Source organism: Nocardioides turkmenicus (assembly GCF_011045035.1).
GTDB classification, from domain to species: Bacteria; Actinomycetota; Actinomycetes; order Propionibacteriales; family Nocardioidaceae; genus Nocardioides; species Nocardioides turkmenicus.
The window spans coordinates 57,999-71,118 of record NZ_JAALAA010000005.1 but is presented as its reverse complement, the minus strand read 5'-3'; the positions used below and the strand labels follow the sequence as shown (position 1 = coordinate 71,118).

The window sequence follows — 13,120 nt, the reverse complement described above, 5'->3', positions numbered from 1 at the left end:
CTCAATGTTGCCGTGTCAGGAACGAAATTACGCGCGGTTTTCGGACAGCGCCTTCCTCATGGTTTCACATTGCCGTTACCTGAAGAAGCAACCTCTCGGCTCACTGGCGCGTACAACCTGTGTGGGCTGCACATGCAGACGGTCTGCTCACGGACGGGCGAGGGAGGGTGATGAGGTCGGAAACCAGGTCGGGCACACGTACGGTCGTGCTCACCGTCGTGGTCACGATGCTGTTTCTGGCGGTCGGCACAGGGATCGGCACCTGGGCGTTCTACGGCCACCTCAACCGCAACCTCGGCTCGGGTGGCGACATCCCTCACCTCGTCGACGAGCCGGAGGACGAGGACGACGGGCCCAGGCAGCCGCTCAACATCTTGATCCTCGGCACCGACGGGCGCGACTGCAAGGGCTGCTCGATCGACGGCGAGGGCGGCGCCGGCGGGTCCGACAGCACGATCCTGCTGCACGTCGCCGCCGACCGGAAGTCGGCCTACGGGGTCTCGATCCCCCGCGACGCGCTCGTCGACCGGCCGGAGTGCACCGCGCCGGACGGCACCACGATCCCCGAGGCACGCGGCGTGATGTGGAACCAGGCCTACTCCCTCGGCGGCCCGATCTGCACCGCCCGCCAGACCGAGCTGCTCACCGGCATCCCGATCGACCACTATCTCGCCCTCGACTTCGCCGGGTTCCGTGGCATGGTCGACGCCGTCGGCGGCGTCACGATCTGCATCCCCGAGGAGATCAACGACGAGGAGCACAACATCTTCCTGCCCGCCGGCACCCACAACCTGCGCGGGAAGCAGGCGCTCGACTACGTACGCAACCGCTCCTCCACCCCCAACGCCGACCTGGGCCGGATGCGGCGACAGCAGTACTTCCTCACCGCTCTCGCCACCAAGGTCCTCTCCGCCGGCACCCTCACCCGGCCGCGCCGGCTGGCCACGTTCGCCACCGAGCTGTCCAAGTCGATCACCACCGACATCGGCTCCGTCGCGGGCCTCGCCGACCTGGCCGGCCAGATGCGCGACGTCGACCCGAGCAGCATCGAGTTCGAGACCGTGCCCAACCGGGCCTTCCCCGAAGGCGATCCCAGCTGGGGCCGCCTGCAGATCCTTCCGGAGGCCGACGAGCTGTGGCAGCGGATGCTCGAGGACCGCCCGCTCCGCGGCCCGACGAGCAGCCCGGCGCCCACGCCCACCAGCTCGCCCAAGGGCTCCGCCACGTCCGGAAACCGCGAGGTCAGCGTGTCACCGGAGGTGTCCCCGACCGAGTCCGTGACCCCCGAGCAGCAGGAGAAGGACGCCGCCGACAACGGCCTGTGCGCGCCTGCCTGAGCGTGATGCTCCGACTCACCCGCGCCGTTTGCCGAGCACGACCAGGTAGCGGCAGGGCTCGTCGGTCGGGTTGACGAAGACGCAGTCGGAAGGCGGACCCAGCTGCAGGCAGTCCCCCGCGTCGAGCTCGTGAACGAGGTCGCCCTCGATGAAACGCAGATGGCCCGAGAGGACCCAGATCTGCTGCTCCTTGAAGGAGTACGCCGCGGCGGGCGCCGCCACCGACGCACCCGGCGGGAACTCGACCTCGACCAGCTCCAGGATCCCGCGCGCCGGCGGCGAGACGGCGCGGCGTACGTAGCCGGTCTCGGGATCCCTCCACTCGGGCTGCTCGGAGCGTCGGGCCACCCGCACCATGTCGCCCTCGGCTCGAGCGATCAGCTCCGACAGCGTCAGCTCCAGCGCGCCGGAGAGGCGGGTCAGCAGCACCGCCGTCGGCTGCGCCTCGCCCCGCTCGATCTTCGAGATCATCGCCCGCGAGACGCCGGATGCCTCCGCGAGGCCCGCAACGGTCATCCCGACCGATTCCCGCGCCGACCTGATGTTGGCCGCCAGGGCATCACCGAACATGTCACTATCATCAGCCACGCGACTACTATAGGAGACATGCCTCCTGCCTGGACGATCCGAGACGCCACACCCGACGACGCCGCGGCCTGCGCCGCCATCTACGAGCCGTACGTCCGCGACACCGTCATCTCCTTCGAGACCGAGCCGCCGTCGGCCGAGGAGATGGCCGAACGCATCAAGGCCGCCCAAGCCGAGCACGCCTGGCTCGTGCTGGAGACCGACGGCGGCGTCGCCGGTTACGCGTACGCCACCAGCCACCGCACCCGGGCCGCCTACCGCTGGGCGTGCGACGTGTCGATCTACCTCGAGACCGGCCGCCGCCGCAGCGGCGCCGGAAGAGCCCTGTACGCCGCCCTCCTGCCGCTCCTCCGCGAGCGTGGCTATCGCCGGGCGCTGGCCGGGATCGCGCTCCCCAACGATGCGAGCATCGGCCTCCACCGCTCCTTCGGGTTCACCGACGTCGGCGTCTATCGCCGCATCGGCTGGAAGCTCGACGCCTGGCACGACGTCGCCTGGATGCAGCTGGACCTCTGAGCCTCGGACGGCGCTTGCGCCGGCCGAACGCGAAGAGATCGAGCGGGTCGAGATCTACGTCCCGAGGATCAGGCGGGAGCGAGCACCTCCGTCAACGTGCGCCGCAGCCAACCGCGATAGTCCCCCGACCCCCACCCCGTCGTACGCCGCAGCAGCAGGTAGGTCTCCGCCTGACAGGCGAGGGCCACCGTCTCCTCCTGCCACACCGGGTCGGCCACCTCCGCGAGCAGACCGTCGGCCCGGGCGGTCCGGACGAACCGCCGCAGGAGCTCTCGGGTGTCGGCGCGGCCCGCCTGGAAGGCCTCGGCCAGCTCCGGCTCGGAGGCCTGCGCTTGCAGGACGACCTCGAACAGATCACCGGCCCGCTCCATCAGGTCGGCGATCCCACCGACGAGCACCTCGACACGGTCCACAAGAGCCGGCTCTGTGAGCGCCGCCTGGAACCACTCGCGTTCACCGACGGTCCGCTGCTCGGCATCTCCCCCGACGGCCACATCGACGACGCTCCGCAGCAGAGCCGCCTTGGTGCCGAACCGGACATAGACGGTGCGGTGCCCGACCCTGGCCCGGTCGGCGACCGCCGTCAGGGCGGTGGCGTGGTAGCCGTCGCGTACGAACAGCGTTCGCGCGGCGTCGAGGATGCGCTCCTGGGTCTCGGCCACCTTCGCAGCACGAAGTCCCTTGACAGGCGTGGTCATGAGATGCAGCATAACTGCATGATTGCAGTATGACTGCATCGAAAGGGAGGTGTTTCATGATCGCCACCGACGCTCCCGCCCTGGACGGGGTGCACCATGTGAAGCTGCCGGTCGGCGACCTCGAGCGCTCGCGCTCCTGGTACGCGTCCCGGCTCGGCTACGTCACGCTGATCGAGTTCACCAAGCGCGGTCGCACGACCGGCATCACCATGCGCCATCCGAACGGCGGCCCGCTGATCGGATTCGTCCTCAACCCGGATCTCGCCGTCCGGGCGAGCGGCTTCGACTACTTCTCGATCGGCGTACGCAACAAGGCGGATCTCGAGGAGCTGGCCGATCGTCTCGCCGGGTTCGGCGAGGAGAACGCCGGCGTCCACTTCGCCACCATCGGCTGGATCCTGCCGGGCACCCACGACCCCGACGGCCACGAGGTCCGCTTCTACACCAACGATCATCACACCCTGATCCCCGACGGCGAGCTTCCCTTGGTCGTCGACGACCCGATCGGGACCGAAGCCGAGCGCGAGCGAGCCCACAACGCGAAAGCGGTCCCTCCCAGCGCTTGCTGAGAGGGACCGCTTCGGTACTTGTACCCCCGACCGGATTTGAACCGGCGTTACCGCCGTGAGAGGGCGACGTCCTAGGCCGCTAGACGACGGGGGCTTGCACCTGCCATCAGGACCGATCCGGTCCCGCTGACGAGAGAAAACACTACCCGAACGACCGCCGATTCACTCAATCGAGGCGTCATTCGAGCTGCTGCCGCAACCGTGCACGCACCCGGTGATAGCGACTGCGCACGGTCGCCTCTCGCATGCCGATCACGGTCGCCGTCTCGACCAGGCTGAGGCCGTCCCAGTGCACGAGGCGCAGGATCTCCTGGTCGATCGGTTTGAGCCGGTCGAGCGCCGCGCGTAGATCCATCACGCGCTCGTCGGCCGGGTGCGCGACCTCGTCGACCGACGACAGCTCGCTTCTCAGTCGGCCGGCAAGCGCGGACCGCCGCTGGTTGGTACGTCGATGCCCGCGCAGCACATTGCGGGCAACCCCGAACGCGTACATCCGAGCGTCGTGCGGGTCATCCAGCAGCGCGTCCGCGCGCCGCCAGAGCTGCAACAGCGTCTCGCCCAGGAGGTCGGCCGCGTCCTCCGCGGAAACCACCCGACGTACGAAGTAGGCCAGGAGCGTCGGCGCGATCGAGACCAGCCAGTCGTCGACTTCACTCACCATGACGCTGTCGGTGACTGGGTCAGGCGCCGCCTGCCGCGCGGTCACTCGCCGGCCTCACAGCTGGTGCCGAATCCGGTCAGGCGTGGCCCGTCATCGGCCGGCTCCCCCAACTCGGGAACGACGCCCCGAAGCTCGGCGCCGAACTGGTCCTCGAGGCCCGGCGAATCGTCCGTTGCCGCATCGCGGAGATCGTCGGTCCACGCACTCCAGTCCTTCCGTCGTACAAACCGGCCGAGCTCCTCCATCTCGCCCTCGTCGAGGTCACGGAACTCGAGGAAGAGCTGGCACGTACTCCGCTGACCGTCACCCGTGGTCACGACGAACTCGATCGGCTCGTACAGACGTTGTCCGCCCGGCTCGATCGTCATGTGCGGCGGCACGCCCATCATCCACGCGTCCTGAGTCATCGCAGCACTGAGCGCCAGGGCCCCGATCGCGACACCGCCGATCACGTACGGACGCCGTGGCCGCCTCCGTCGGGGCCACGCCCGGTCACTGAGCCCCGCGCCGTGCGCGACGCTCGTTGCCAGCTCCTGGGCCAGCGCAGCCTCACCGTCGCTGAGCTGCGGCGCGGCTGCGTCCAGCAACCGATCGAGCTCACGATCGTCCATCGAGTCCTCCCTGGTGCGGTGGGTTCACCCCTACCTGGCCGCACGATCCCGAAGCGTTGCACCGCACAGCAAGAGAAATGACGAAGGGCCCCGAGTCAGTGACTCGGGGCCCTTCCTGCGTTGTACCCCCGACCGGATTTGAACCGGCGTTACCGCCGTGAGAGGGCGACGTCCTAGGCCGCTAGACGACGGGGGCTTGCAGCGGGTGAAACCTTAGCGAACCGCTTCGGTGACTCCCAAATCCTCCGGAGAGGATCCGCTGGGCTACTAGGACTCGAACCTAGAATAACTGGACCAGAACCAGTCGTGTTGCCAATTACACCATAGCCCATCGTCTTGCAGGACTAAGCCTCACAAGAACGATCCGGCCCTCGGGATTTCTCCCTCGAACCGAGAGGAAACATTACCGGCGAGGTCCCCCGGCGACGAAATCGGCACGCCCACTGTGCGACTCACGGGCTCTTCGTCGTGGTCGAGAGGCCCGCTGATCGCGCCGCCCACACGGTCAGGGCGAGGAAGACGCCCGACTGGACGAGGGTGACCGGGATCCGCCACCACGAGCCCTCGGTGGTGTTGAGCACGGTCGAGATGTCGCCGAAGGCGACCGCCATGCCGAGGCTGACGAAGTTGTTGAGGACGTGCAGCGCGATGCCGGCCTCGATGCCGCCGGTGGCGATCACACAGATGCCGGCGACGATCCCGAAGGCGAACCGGTCCAGGAACAGCGGCAGGTCCTGGGACCCGTGGGCGAAGGCGAAGAGCAGCGCGGTGATCGTCACCGACACGGTCCGCGCCCAGGCCATCCCGCCGAAGAGGGACCCGAAGGTCTGGAAGATGTAGCCACGGAAGAGGTATTCCTCCCCCGCCGCCTGCAGCGGGGTGAGCAGCACGATCACAAGCACGAAGTCGCGCATCGTGCTCGTGTAGGGGTTGAGCGTGCTCGGCCCGAGGTCGTCGCCCGGGATCGGCAGCCGGGAGGCGATGATGATGGTGACCACCATCGTGACCGCCGCGATCCCGAGGCACTGCAGCAGCCACGGCCAGCGGATCCGGCGCTCGACCGAGGCCAGCCACCCGGGCCGCAGCCCGTGCAGCCCCCAGCACAGCAGCATCGCTGCCGGGATCGCCCCAGCCAGAGACAGCAGCAGGAACGCCAGCGACTCCGGGGTGACGTTTTCCACGTCGGCCACACGGGCCATTCCGGTCTCGACCTCGTCGCCGGCGAGCGTGAAGAAGAGCTCGAAACCGGCCAGCACCACCGCCGGCGAGACGAAGAAGACGCACAGTCCGATCAGGATGAGTCCGACCAGCGGTCGCCCCCAGCCGCTGCGCCCGCTGCGCTGCACCTGGTAGTACGCCAGTCCCGAGGGCGGCTCCATGACCGTGCTCATCCTGCCCGTCCTGCCACGTTCAGCTCCTCCCGAGAACCGCCTTCAGGCGCCCCAGCGTACGCTCCCGGCCGAGCAGCTCGATGGATTCGAACAGCGGCGGGCTGATCCGCTTGCCCGTCACCGCGACCCGCACCGGGCCGTACGCCTTGCGTGGCTTGAGGCCGAGACCGTCGATCAGGGCCGCGGTCAGCGCGTCCTGGATCTCGGCCGTCGACCACGTCGAGAGACCCGAGAGAGCGTCGTACGAAGCCCGGACGACGCCCAGGCCCTCCTCGTCGAGCAGCTTGGCGGCGTCCTCCTCGTCGAGGGTGAACTCGGCCTCCGGGACGAAGAGGAACCGCAGCATGTCGGAGGCCTCGCCGAGCTTGTTGATCCGCTCGGCCACCAGCGGCATCGCCGCCTCCAGCATCTGCGCGTCGGCGTCGTGCACCGGGTCGCCGATGACGCCGTCGGCCTTGAGGTAGGGAATCACCCGGTGGGTGATCTCCTCGACCGGCAGCAGCCGCATGTGGGAGGCGTTGATCGCCTCGGCCTTCTTGATGTCGAAGCGGGCCGGGTTCTTGACCACGTCGGAGATCTCGAACGCCTCCACCATCTCCTCCATGGTGAAGATGTCGCGGTCGGCCGCGATCGCCCAGCCGAGCAGCGCCACGTAGTTGAGCAGCCCCTCGGGCAGGAACCCCTCCTCGCGGTACTTCAGCGCGTGCGCCTCCGGGTCGCGCTTGGAGAGCTTCTTGTTGCCCTGGCCCATCACGTACGGCAGGTGACCGTACTCAGGCGCACGCTCGGCCAAGCCGATCTCGACGAACGCGTCGAAGAGTGCGATCTGACGAGGCGTCGAGGAGAGCAGGTCCTCGCCACGGAACACGTGGGTGATGTTCATGGTGGCGTCGTCGACCGGCGCGGTGAGCGTGTAGAGCGGGTCGCCGTTGGCGCGCGCGAGCGCGTAGTCGGGGACGTGCTTGGTCTCGAAGGTCACCTCGCCGCGGACGAGGTCGTTGAAGGTGATCGAGCCGTCGGGCATGCGGAACCGCGGCACCGAGGAGCGGCCCTCCGCCTCGTACGCCTTGATCTGGTCCTCGCTCAGGTTGCGGCAGTGGTTGTCGTAACCCTGAGCGGGCGCCTCGCCCTTCTCGCCGGCGGCCTTGGCGGCCTTGTAGGCGGCCAGCCGCTCCTCGTAGCGGGCGGTGGTCTCCTCGCCGGTGCAGTAGCACTCGTAGACGTAGGAGGAGGCCCGCAGGCGGCCGAGCGCGTCGGCGTAGATCTCCGAGCGCTCCGACTGGCGGTAGGGGCCGTACGGGCCGCCGACCTCGACGCCCTCGTCCCAGTCGAGGCCGAGCCAGCGCATCAGGTCGATGAGCCCGTCGTAGGACTCCTGCGTGTTGCGGGCCTTGTCGGTGTCCTCGATGCGGAAGACGAAGGTGCCGCCGTGGTGGCGGGCGAAGGCCCAGTTGAACAGGGCCGTCCGGACCAGGCCGACGTGGGGCGACCCCGTCGGCGAGGGCGCCATCCGGACCCGGTAGTCCTTGGGCTCGAGTGTGTTGTTCAACGCTGTGCCACCTTGTTCGTCAGAGCTCCGAGCCCTTCGACGAAGATCTCGATCTCGTCGCCGGGCTCCATAGGGCCGACACCCTCGGGGGTGCCGGTGAGGATCACATCGCCCGGCAGCAGCGTCATGACGCTGGTGGTGTGGGCGATCAGCTTCGGGATGTCGTGGACGAGGTCCTTCGTGGACCCGTCCTGGACGACGTCACCGTTGAGGAATGTCTGGATGCGTACGCCGGCGGCGAGCTGCTCGAGCTCGACGTCGGTCTCGATCCAGGGTCCGAGCGGGCAGAAGGTGTCGTAGCCCTTCGCCTGGGAGAAGTGCTTCGTCCGGCGCTGGACGTCGCGGGCGGTCACGTCGTTGGCGACCGTCATCCCGTAGATGACGTCCTTCACCTTCTCCTCCGGGACATCGCGGCAGATCCGGCCGATCACGATCGCGAGCTCACCCTCGAAGTGGAGGTCCTCGACCCCCGCGGGGCGCTGGATCGCGTCGTCCGGCCCGCAGACCGCGGTGTTGGGCTTGATGAAGAAGAGCGGCTCCTCCGGCACCTCGTTGCCCAGCTCGGCGGCGTGCTTGGCGTAGTTGCGGGCGACCGCGACCACCTTGCTGCGCGGGATCACCGGCGCGAGCAGCTTGACGTCGTCGAACTTGTGGACCTGGTCGGTGAGGTTGATGCCCGAGAACAGCGGGTCGCCCTGGAGGGCGACCACGGTCGCGTCCTCGCTGAGCTGGCCGTAGCCGTCGAGGTCCCCCATGACGACGCCGAACTGGGGCTCGCCACCCTTGGTCGTGAATCTGGCGATGCGCACAGGCTGAGCCTATCCGGACCCGTCGCCACGATTCACTTCACGATGCGCCGCCTTCGTAGGCTTGTACGTCGTGGAGGTGCTGTCGCGTTCGGAGTGGACCGCTCGCGCGGACGCCCACCGCGCGCGCCTGGCACCCTATGTCGAGCCGCATCTCGCCCGCCGGGGCGCCCGGATCAAGCACCCGGTCAACGACTTTCTCTTCACCTACTACTCCTACCGTCCCGCGCAGCTGCTGCGCTGGCACCCGGGGTTCGGCGTGACGCTGTCGGACGCCCCGGAGTACGCGGATCTGCGCGGCTATTCGAACGGCACCGTCTCGACCGACTTCCTCGCCGACAAGCGTCTGCTCGTCGAGACGCTCCTGAAGCTGCTCCGGGCCACCGCGGGGCGAGACGCCCACTTCGGCTGCTTCGGCCTCCACGAGTGGGCGATGGTCTACCAGCTGACCCCGGAGCAGGTCCGCCACGCCGACTGGCCGTTGCGGTTGGGGACTGCGGGCACCGACCGCGTGGTCGAGTCCCACCGCATCGCGTGCAGCCACTTCGACGCGTACCGCTTCTTCACTCCCCCGGCGCTCCCGCTCAACACTCTGTCCCCGCGCTCGGACGACCGGGCGGCCTTCGAGCAGCCGGGGTGCCTGCACGGCAACATGGATCTCTACGGCAAGGTTGGGGTCAGGTTGATGCCACTCATCTGCTCCGACCTCTTGGCGGATGCGTTCGAGTTGGCGTGGGACATACGAGCGCTCGACATGCAAGCTGCTCCGTATGACTTGAGTGATCTTGACGAGGGATGGACTCCAGTCAAGATCGAGACAGCGGAAGGGAAGCGCGAGTACGCCGACCTCCAACGGCAATTGGCAGAGCGAGCGGCACCCATCCGGGCGGCGCTGATCGACGAATGCGAGCGCCTCATCGCTGAACTACCATCCGCTTCATGAAACGGCTCGTCCTTGGTGCTGTCGGTATCTACTTGGCTGCCGGCCTCGCCTTCTCGATCAACACGCAGCCGGATCAGATGTGGACGTGCCCCGACCCTTCCCAACCACACGGCACCATGACCTACGGCAGCCTCAGTGACGTCCCCAACGACGATGACTGCAGGCCGACTGTCAGTACCGCAGATCGTTTCCGATGGACCGCTTTCGCTACGCCAGCATGGCTGCCACTGGTCGCGGCCAAAGGACTGTCGAACGACTGAGCCCGCCACATGCCGGGCATGCCTGCAACCGGCAGGTGACCATAGACCTCTACGGCAAGGTTGGGGCCAGGTTGATGCCACTCATCTGCTCCGACCTCTTGGCCGACGCGTTCGAACTGGCTTGGGACATACGGGCTCTCGACATGCGAGCCGCTCCGTATGATTTGAGTGATCTCGACGAGGGCTGGACCCCGGTCAAGATCGAGACACCCAGCGGAAAGCGCGAGTACGCCGAACGACAGCGCGAGTCCCCTGAACGAGCCATGCCGATCCGCGAACACCTGATCAAAGAGTGTGAGCGCCTGCTGACGACATCGCCCGCATGACTTACCAGCCCATGTCGCGCGCAACATCAGCCGATGCCGCGTCGATGTCCTCCTGAGTCACACCAGGAATGTCCGTCTCGGTCTCCAAACGAGTGAACAGATCCATCAGCGCCTGCTTCTGAGCAGGATGAGTGATCGGAACCTGATTGAGGTCCACCGAAGCCAGCCAGTCGAAGAGCACCACTGCGTCGGCACGCCACAACCGGATGTCCACCATGTCAAGGCCCTCGGGATACATAGCGAGCATCCTGCCCGACATCGCGCGAGGATGCCTCCAGCCTTCGAACGTCTATGGACCTCTACAAGCACGCCTTCCGGCTCTCCCCGCTGGTCTCCTCCGACCTCGTCGCCGACTGCTTCGAGCTCGCCTGGGAGATCCGCACGATGGACATGCCGGCCACCCCACGACCTCGCCGAGCTCGGCCTCGATCCGATCCACATCGAGACGGCCGCCGGCAAGCAGGAGTACGCCGCCGCCCAGCGTGACTTCGCCGAGCGCGCCGCTCCGCTGCGCGAGCGCCTGATCGCCGAGTGTGAGCGGCTGCTCTCAGGACTCGACTGGACTTCCGAGGGCGGCGACTTGTAGCTCGACCGCGGCCGCGACCCGCTCGGCGTCGCCTGTGGCGAGCAGGTCGAGCAGTGCGCCGCGCAGGGTCGCGAGGGCGAGAGTGCGGAGGGTCAGTCCACGGTCGGTGGTCCGTTCAGGTTCGGGCTGACAGGCGGCGAAGACCGCAAGCCAGTCGTTCACTGTCGACTCGGCGAATCCAGCCCAGGCTCCGTCCGGCTCGACCAGGGAGCGGGCGTACGCCTCCGCCCACAGCCGCAGGAGCGGCCGGTGCTCCTCGGCGGCGAGCCAGGTCCAGACTTGGGAGACCGCATCGGGCAGCCCTGTGGCCGAGGACTGCAGGGGCTCGATCATCGCCAGCTCGTCGACCCGTGCCCGGGCCAGCAGCGCCTTGACCAGTCCGTCCTTGTTGCCGAACAAGAACATCAGCACGCGAGGGCTCGACCCGATGGCGGCGGCCACCGGCCGTAGCGACAGGTCGGCGAGCCCGTGCTGGAGGGCGTAGGCGTACGCCGCCTCGAGCAGCTCCGTCTTGCGGGCGGACGGTGTTGGCTCCTTCGCGGTCACGGACCTACCATAACTCGTACTGAAACAGTCGTGTCAGCAGGAGGAACGATGACGTCCGAAGATCGAGGCGTGCAGGTTCTGGTTCGCCGGGCAGACCATCCCGGAGACCTGGGTTGGATGGTCATGACCCACGGCGAGATCTACGCCGAGCAGTTCGGCTGGAGCACCGAGTTCGAGGCGCTGGTCGCCCGGATAGTCGCCGACTTCGCGAGCGACCACGACGCCGCGACCGAGGCGGCCTGGATCGCCGAGGTCAACGGCCGCCGGGCTGGCTGCATCCTTCTCGTCGCGGGCGAGCGGCCCGGCGTCGCCAAGCTGCGGATCCTGCTCGTCACCGCCGCGGCCCGCGGTCTCGGAGTGGGCTCGCGTCTCGTCGAAGAGTGCCTCGGCTTCGCCCGAACCGCCGGATACGACCAGGTGACGCTATGGACCAACGACATCCTGACCTCCGCGCGGCGGATCTACGAGGCGTACGGCTTCATCCTCATCGACGAGGAGAGGCATCACAGTTTCGGCCACGACCTCGTCGGGCAGACGTGGACCCTCGACCTGGGCGACCGAGCACCGACCGCGTAACGGACGTCACACGCGGTGGGCGCTGCTGCCGCCGTGACCTCGATCGGCGGGATACGTTAGTCCGGCAATGGCCATCCTTCCCCGCCCTCGACACGCTGCCGCCTCGATCGCCACCAGGGTCGGCGCCGCGGCGGGGAACGTCGCGCACTCGCTGCTCTACGGCGGGCTCGCCGACATCCGGCCGATGCCGCGTACGTTGATCGACGACGGCACCCGGCGCGAGCTCTACCACTACCGCCCGGTGGCGGGCGAGACTCCCCAGGGCGACCCGGTGCTGCTGGTGACGCCACTGGCGGCGCCGGCGATCTGCTACGACCTGCGGCGCGGCTGCTCGGTCGTCGAGCACCTGGTGGAGACGAACCGGCCGACCTATCTGGTCGAGTACGGCGAGGTGAACTTCGCCGACCGCAGCCTCGGCATCGAGCACTGGATCGCTCATGTCGTGCCCGAGGCGATCCGGTCGGTCTCCGAGCATGCCGGCGGGCGGCCGGTGCACGTGGTCGGCTGGTCCCTTGGCGGGATCTTCACGATGCTCACCGCCGCCGACGCCCCCGACCTCCCGATCGCCTCGCTCGCGGTGCTCGGCTCGCCCTGCGACGTACGTCAGGTGCCGCTGATCGCGCCGCTGCGGCCGCTGCTCAACCTGCCGCCGGGCAACCTGGTGACCACGGCCTACCAGGCCTTCGGCGGCGCCCCGAAGCCGCTGGTCAGGTGGGCTTTCCAGCTCTCCTCGGTCGACAAGATGTTCACCAAGCCGGTGGGGAAGCTGTCCAACCTGGCCGACCGTGAGTTCCTCGCCCAGCTCGAGGCGGTCGACCGGTTCACCGACAACATCATCGCCTACCCGGGGCGTACGTTCGGGCAGCTCTACCACCACTTCTTCCGCACCAACGCGCTCTTCAGCGGGCAGATCGACCTCGGCGACGGACACAGCGTCTACCTGCGCGACGTCAAGCAGCCCACCCTCGTCGTCGCGGGCGCCAACGACGGCATCGGTCCGGTCGCCTCCGTCCGGCCGCTGGTCGACCTGCTCACCGGCGCGGACGAGCTCCGCTTCGAGATCGTCCCCGGCGGCCATCTCGGCCTGCTCACCGGTCGTGCCGCCCGGGAGACCACCTGGCCGCTCCTCGACGACTGGTTCGCCCAGCACGACTGAG

18 protein-coding genes and 3 tRNA genes are annotated in these 13,120 nt (G+C 68.1%); 9 read left to right on the top strand and 12 right to left on the bottom strand.

What is annotated here, in order from left to right; all coding sequences use genetic code 11:
* Nucleotides 1–170 precede the first annotated feature (170 nt).
* Nucleotides 171–1,337 (top strand): LCP family protein, encoded by a 1,167-nt coding sequence (locus G5C66_RS07220; protein ID WP_165110296.1) that lies wholly within the window; start codon nt 171–173, stop codon nt 1,335–1,337.
* A gap of 15 nt (nt 1,338–1,352) precedes the next feature.
* Here the strand turns inward: G5C66_RS07220 and G5C66_RS07215 are convergent, their stop codons facing one another.
* The gene (locus G5C66_RS07215; protein ID WP_338144097.1) at nt 1,353–1,925 is read right to left on the bottom strand and encodes a helix-turn-helix domain-containing protein; all 573 of its coding nucleotides are present in this window, start codon (nt 1,923–1,925) and stop codon (nt 1,353–1,355) included.
* Nucleotides 1,926–1,943: 18 nt separating this feature from the next.
* On the opposite strand from G5C66_RS07215, the gene G5C66_RS07210 reads away from it, so the two are divergent.
* Nucleotides 1,944–2,441, top strand: coding sequence for an arsinothricin resistance N-acetyltransferase ArsN1 family B (locus tag G5C66_RS07210; RefSeq protein WP_165110295.1), 498 nt, complete (start codon nt 1,944–1,946; stop codon nt 2,439–2,441).
* A 68-nt stretch (nt 2,442–2,509) separates the two neighbouring features.
* On the opposite strand, the gene G5C66_RS07205 is transcribed toward G5C66_RS07210, so the two are convergent.
* Nucleotides 2,510–3,139, bottom strand: a complete 630-nt coding sequence (locus G5C66_RS07205; RefSeq protein WP_165110294.1) for a TetR/AcrR family transcriptional regulator — start codon at nt 3,137–3,139, stop codon at nt 2,510–2,512.
* A gap of 56 nt (nt 3,140–3,195) precedes the next feature.
* Between G5C66_RS07205 and G5C66_RS07200 the strand changes: the two genes are divergently transcribed.
* On the top strand, nt 3,196–3,708 hold the full coding sequence (locus tag G5C66_RS07200; protein ID WP_165110293.1) for a VOC family protein: 513 nt from the start codon (nt 3,196–3,198) through the stop codon (nt 3,706–3,708).
* Between the two features lie 21 nt (nt 3,709–3,729).
* Here G5C66_RS07200 and G5C66_RS07195 read toward each other — a convergent pair.
* The 8 genes from G5C66_RS07195 to G5C66_RS07160 form a co-directional block, all read right to left on the bottom strand.
* Nucleotides 3,730–3,802, bottom strand: a tRNA-Glu gene (locus G5C66_RS07195).
* Nucleotides 3,803–3,886: 84 nt separating this feature from the next.
* On the bottom strand, nt 3,887–4,414 hold the full coding sequence (locus tag G5C66_RS07190) for an RNA polymerase sigma factor (RefSeq protein ID WP_338144096.1): 528 nt from the start codon (nt 4,412–4,414) through the stop codon (nt 3,887–3,889).
* Entirely contained in the window at nt 4,411–4,980 is a 570-nt protein-coding gene (locus G5C66_RS07185) for a hypothetical protein (RefSeq protein ID WP_165110292.1), read from the bottom strand. The genes G5C66_RS07190 and G5C66_RS07185 overlap by 4 nt, the downstream gene beginning before the upstream one ends.
* A gap of 123 nt (nt 4,981–5,103) precedes the next feature.
* Nucleotides 5,104–5,176, bottom strand: a tRNA-Glu gene (locus tag G5C66_RS07180).
* A gap of 63 nt (nt 5,177–5,239) precedes the next feature.
* Nucleotides 5,240–5,311 (bottom strand) — tRNA-Gln (locus G5C66_RS07175).
* A gap of 121 nt (nt 5,312–5,432) precedes the next feature.
* Complete coding sequence (locus G5C66_RS07170) at nt 5,433–6,371, bottom strand: CPBP family intramembrane glutamic endopeptidase (protein ID WP_165110291.1); 939 nt, start codon at nt 6,369–6,371, stop codon at nt 5,433–5,435.
* A gap of 19 nt (nt 6,372–6,390) precedes the next feature.
* Nucleotides 6,391–7,920: a glutamate--tRNA ligase gene (gene gltX / locus G5C66_RS07165; protein ID WP_165110290.1), complete on the bottom strand. Its 1,530-nt coding sequence runs from the start codon at nt 7,918–7,920 to the stop codon at nt 6,391–6,393.
* On the bottom strand, nt 7,917–8,729 hold the full coding sequence (locus G5C66_RS07160) for a fumarylacetoacetate hydrolase family protein (RefSeq protein WP_165110289.1): 813 nt from the start codon (nt 8,727–8,729) through the stop codon (nt 7,917–7,919). Before G5C66_RS07160 ends, gltX begins: the two co-directional genes overlap by 4 nt.
* A gap of 70 nt (nt 8,730–8,799) precedes the next feature.
* Between G5C66_RS07160 and G5C66_RS07155 the strand changes: the two genes are divergently transcribed.
* The 3 genes from G5C66_RS07155 to G5C66_RS07145 are packed head-to-tail and all read left to right on the top strand — an operon-like array spanning nt 8,800 to nt 10,255.
* A complete protein-coding gene (locus tag G5C66_RS07155) occupies nt 8,800–9,669 on the top strand; it encodes a 3-methyladenine DNA glycosylase (protein WP_338144095.1) in 870 nt (289 codons plus the stop codon).
* Nucleotides 9,666–9,929 carry a hypothetical protein gene (locus G5C66_RS07150; protein ID WP_165110287.1) on the top strand — a complete coding sequence of 88 codons (264 nt, stop codon included), beginning with the start codon at nt 9,666–9,668 and terminating at the stop codon, nt 9,927–9,929. The genes G5C66_RS07155 and G5C66_RS07150 overlap by 4 nt, the downstream gene beginning before the upstream one ends.
* A 35-nt stretch (nt 9,930–9,964) precedes the next feature.
* Nucleotides 9,965–10,255 carry a hypothetical protein gene (locus G5C66_RS07145; RefSeq protein ID WP_165110286.1) on the top strand — a complete coding sequence of 97 codons (291 nt, stop codon included), beginning with the start codon at nt 9,965–9,967 and terminating at the stop codon, nt 10,253–10,255.
* Between the two features lies 1 nt (nt 10,256).
* Here the strand turns inward: G5C66_RS07145 and G5C66_RS07140 are convergent, their stop codons facing one another.
* Nucleotides 10,257–10,493: a hypothetical protein gene (locus G5C66_RS07140; RefSeq protein ID WP_165110285.1), complete on the bottom strand. Its 237-nt coding sequence runs from the start codon at nt 10,491–10,493 to the stop codon at nt 10,257–10,259.
* A gap of 53 nt (nt 10,494–10,546) precedes the next feature.
* On the opposite strand from G5C66_RS07140, the gene G5C66_RS07135 reads away from it, so the two are divergent.
* Entirely contained in the window at nt 10,547–10,741 is a 195-nt protein-coding gene (locus G5C66_RS07135; protein WP_241248314.1) for a hypothetical protein, read from the top strand.
* A 61-nt stretch (nt 10,742–10,802) separates the two neighbouring features.
* On the opposite strand, the gene G5C66_RS07130 is transcribed toward G5C66_RS07135, so the two are convergent.
* Complete coding sequence (locus G5C66_RS07130; RefSeq protein ID WP_165110284.1) at nt 10,803–11,387, bottom strand: TetR family transcriptional regulator; 585 nt, start codon at nt 11,385–11,387, stop codon at nt 10,803–10,805.
* Nucleotides 11,388–11,510: 123 nt separating this feature from the next.
* On the opposite strand from G5C66_RS07130, the gene G5C66_RS07125 reads away from it, so the two are divergent.
* Entirely contained in the window at nt 11,511–11,963 is a 453-nt protein-coding gene (locus G5C66_RS07125; protein ID WP_241248313.1) for a GNAT family N-acetyltransferase, read from the top strand.
* A 67-nt stretch (nt 11,964–12,030) separates the two neighbouring features.
* Complete coding sequence (locus tag G5C66_RS07120) at nt 12,031–13,119, top strand: alpha/beta fold hydrolase (RefSeq protein ID WP_165110282.1); 1,089 nt, start codon at nt 12,031–12,033, stop codon at nt 13,117–13,119.
* The last annotated feature ends 1 nt before the right edge of the window (nt 13,120 follow it).

What these genes read in the sequence shown, in the direction of transcription:
- G5C66_RS07150 (WP_165110287.1), top strand. Translation starts at nt 9,666, where the DNA reads ATGAAACGGCTCGTCCTTGGTGCTGTCGGTATCTACTTGGCTGCCGGC.
- G5C66_RS07205 (WP_165110294.1), bottom strand. Translation starts at nt 3,139, where the DNA reads ATGACCACGCCTGTCAAGGGACTTCGTGCTGCGAAGGTGGCCGAGACC.
- G5C66_RS07125 (WP_241248313.1), top strand. Translation starts at nt 11,511, where the DNA reads ATGACCCACGGCGAGATCTACGCCGAGCAGTTCGGCTGGAGCACCGAG.
- G5C66_RS07120 (WP_165110282.1), top strand. Translation starts at nt 12,031, where the DNA reads ATGGCCATCCTTCCCCGCCCTCGACACGCTGCCGCCTCGATCGCCACC.
- G5C66_RS07140 (WP_165110285.1), bottom strand. Translation starts at nt 10,493, where the DNA reads ATGTATCCCGAGGGCCTTGACATGGTGGACATCCGGTTGTGGCGTGCC.
- G5C66_RS07220 (WP_165110296.1), top strand. Translation starts at nt 171, where the DNA reads ATGAGGTCGGAAACCAGGTCGGGCACACGTACGGTCGTGCTCACCGTC.
- G5C66_RS07210 (WP_165110295.1), top strand. Translation starts at nt 1,944, where the DNA reads ATGCCTCCTGCCTGGACGATCCGAGACGCCACACCCGACGACGCCGCG.
- G5C66_RS07200 (WP_165110293.1), top strand. Translation starts at nt 3,196, where the DNA reads ATGATCGCCACCGACGCTCCCGCCCTGGACGGGGTGCACCATGTGAAG.
- G5C66_RS07170 (WP_165110291.1), bottom strand. Translation starts at nt 6,371, where the DNA reads ATGAGCACGGTCATGGAGCCGCCCTCGGGACTGGCGTACTACCAGGTG.
- G5C66_RS07135 (WP_241248314.1), top strand. Translation starts at nt 10,547, where the DNA reads ATGGACCTCTACAAGCACGCCTTCCGGCTCTCCCCGCTGGTCTCCTCC.
- G5C66_RS07185 (WP_165110292.1), bottom strand. Translation starts at nt 4,980, where the DNA reads ATGGACGATCGTGAGCTCGATCGGTTGCTGGACGCAGCCGCGCCGCAG.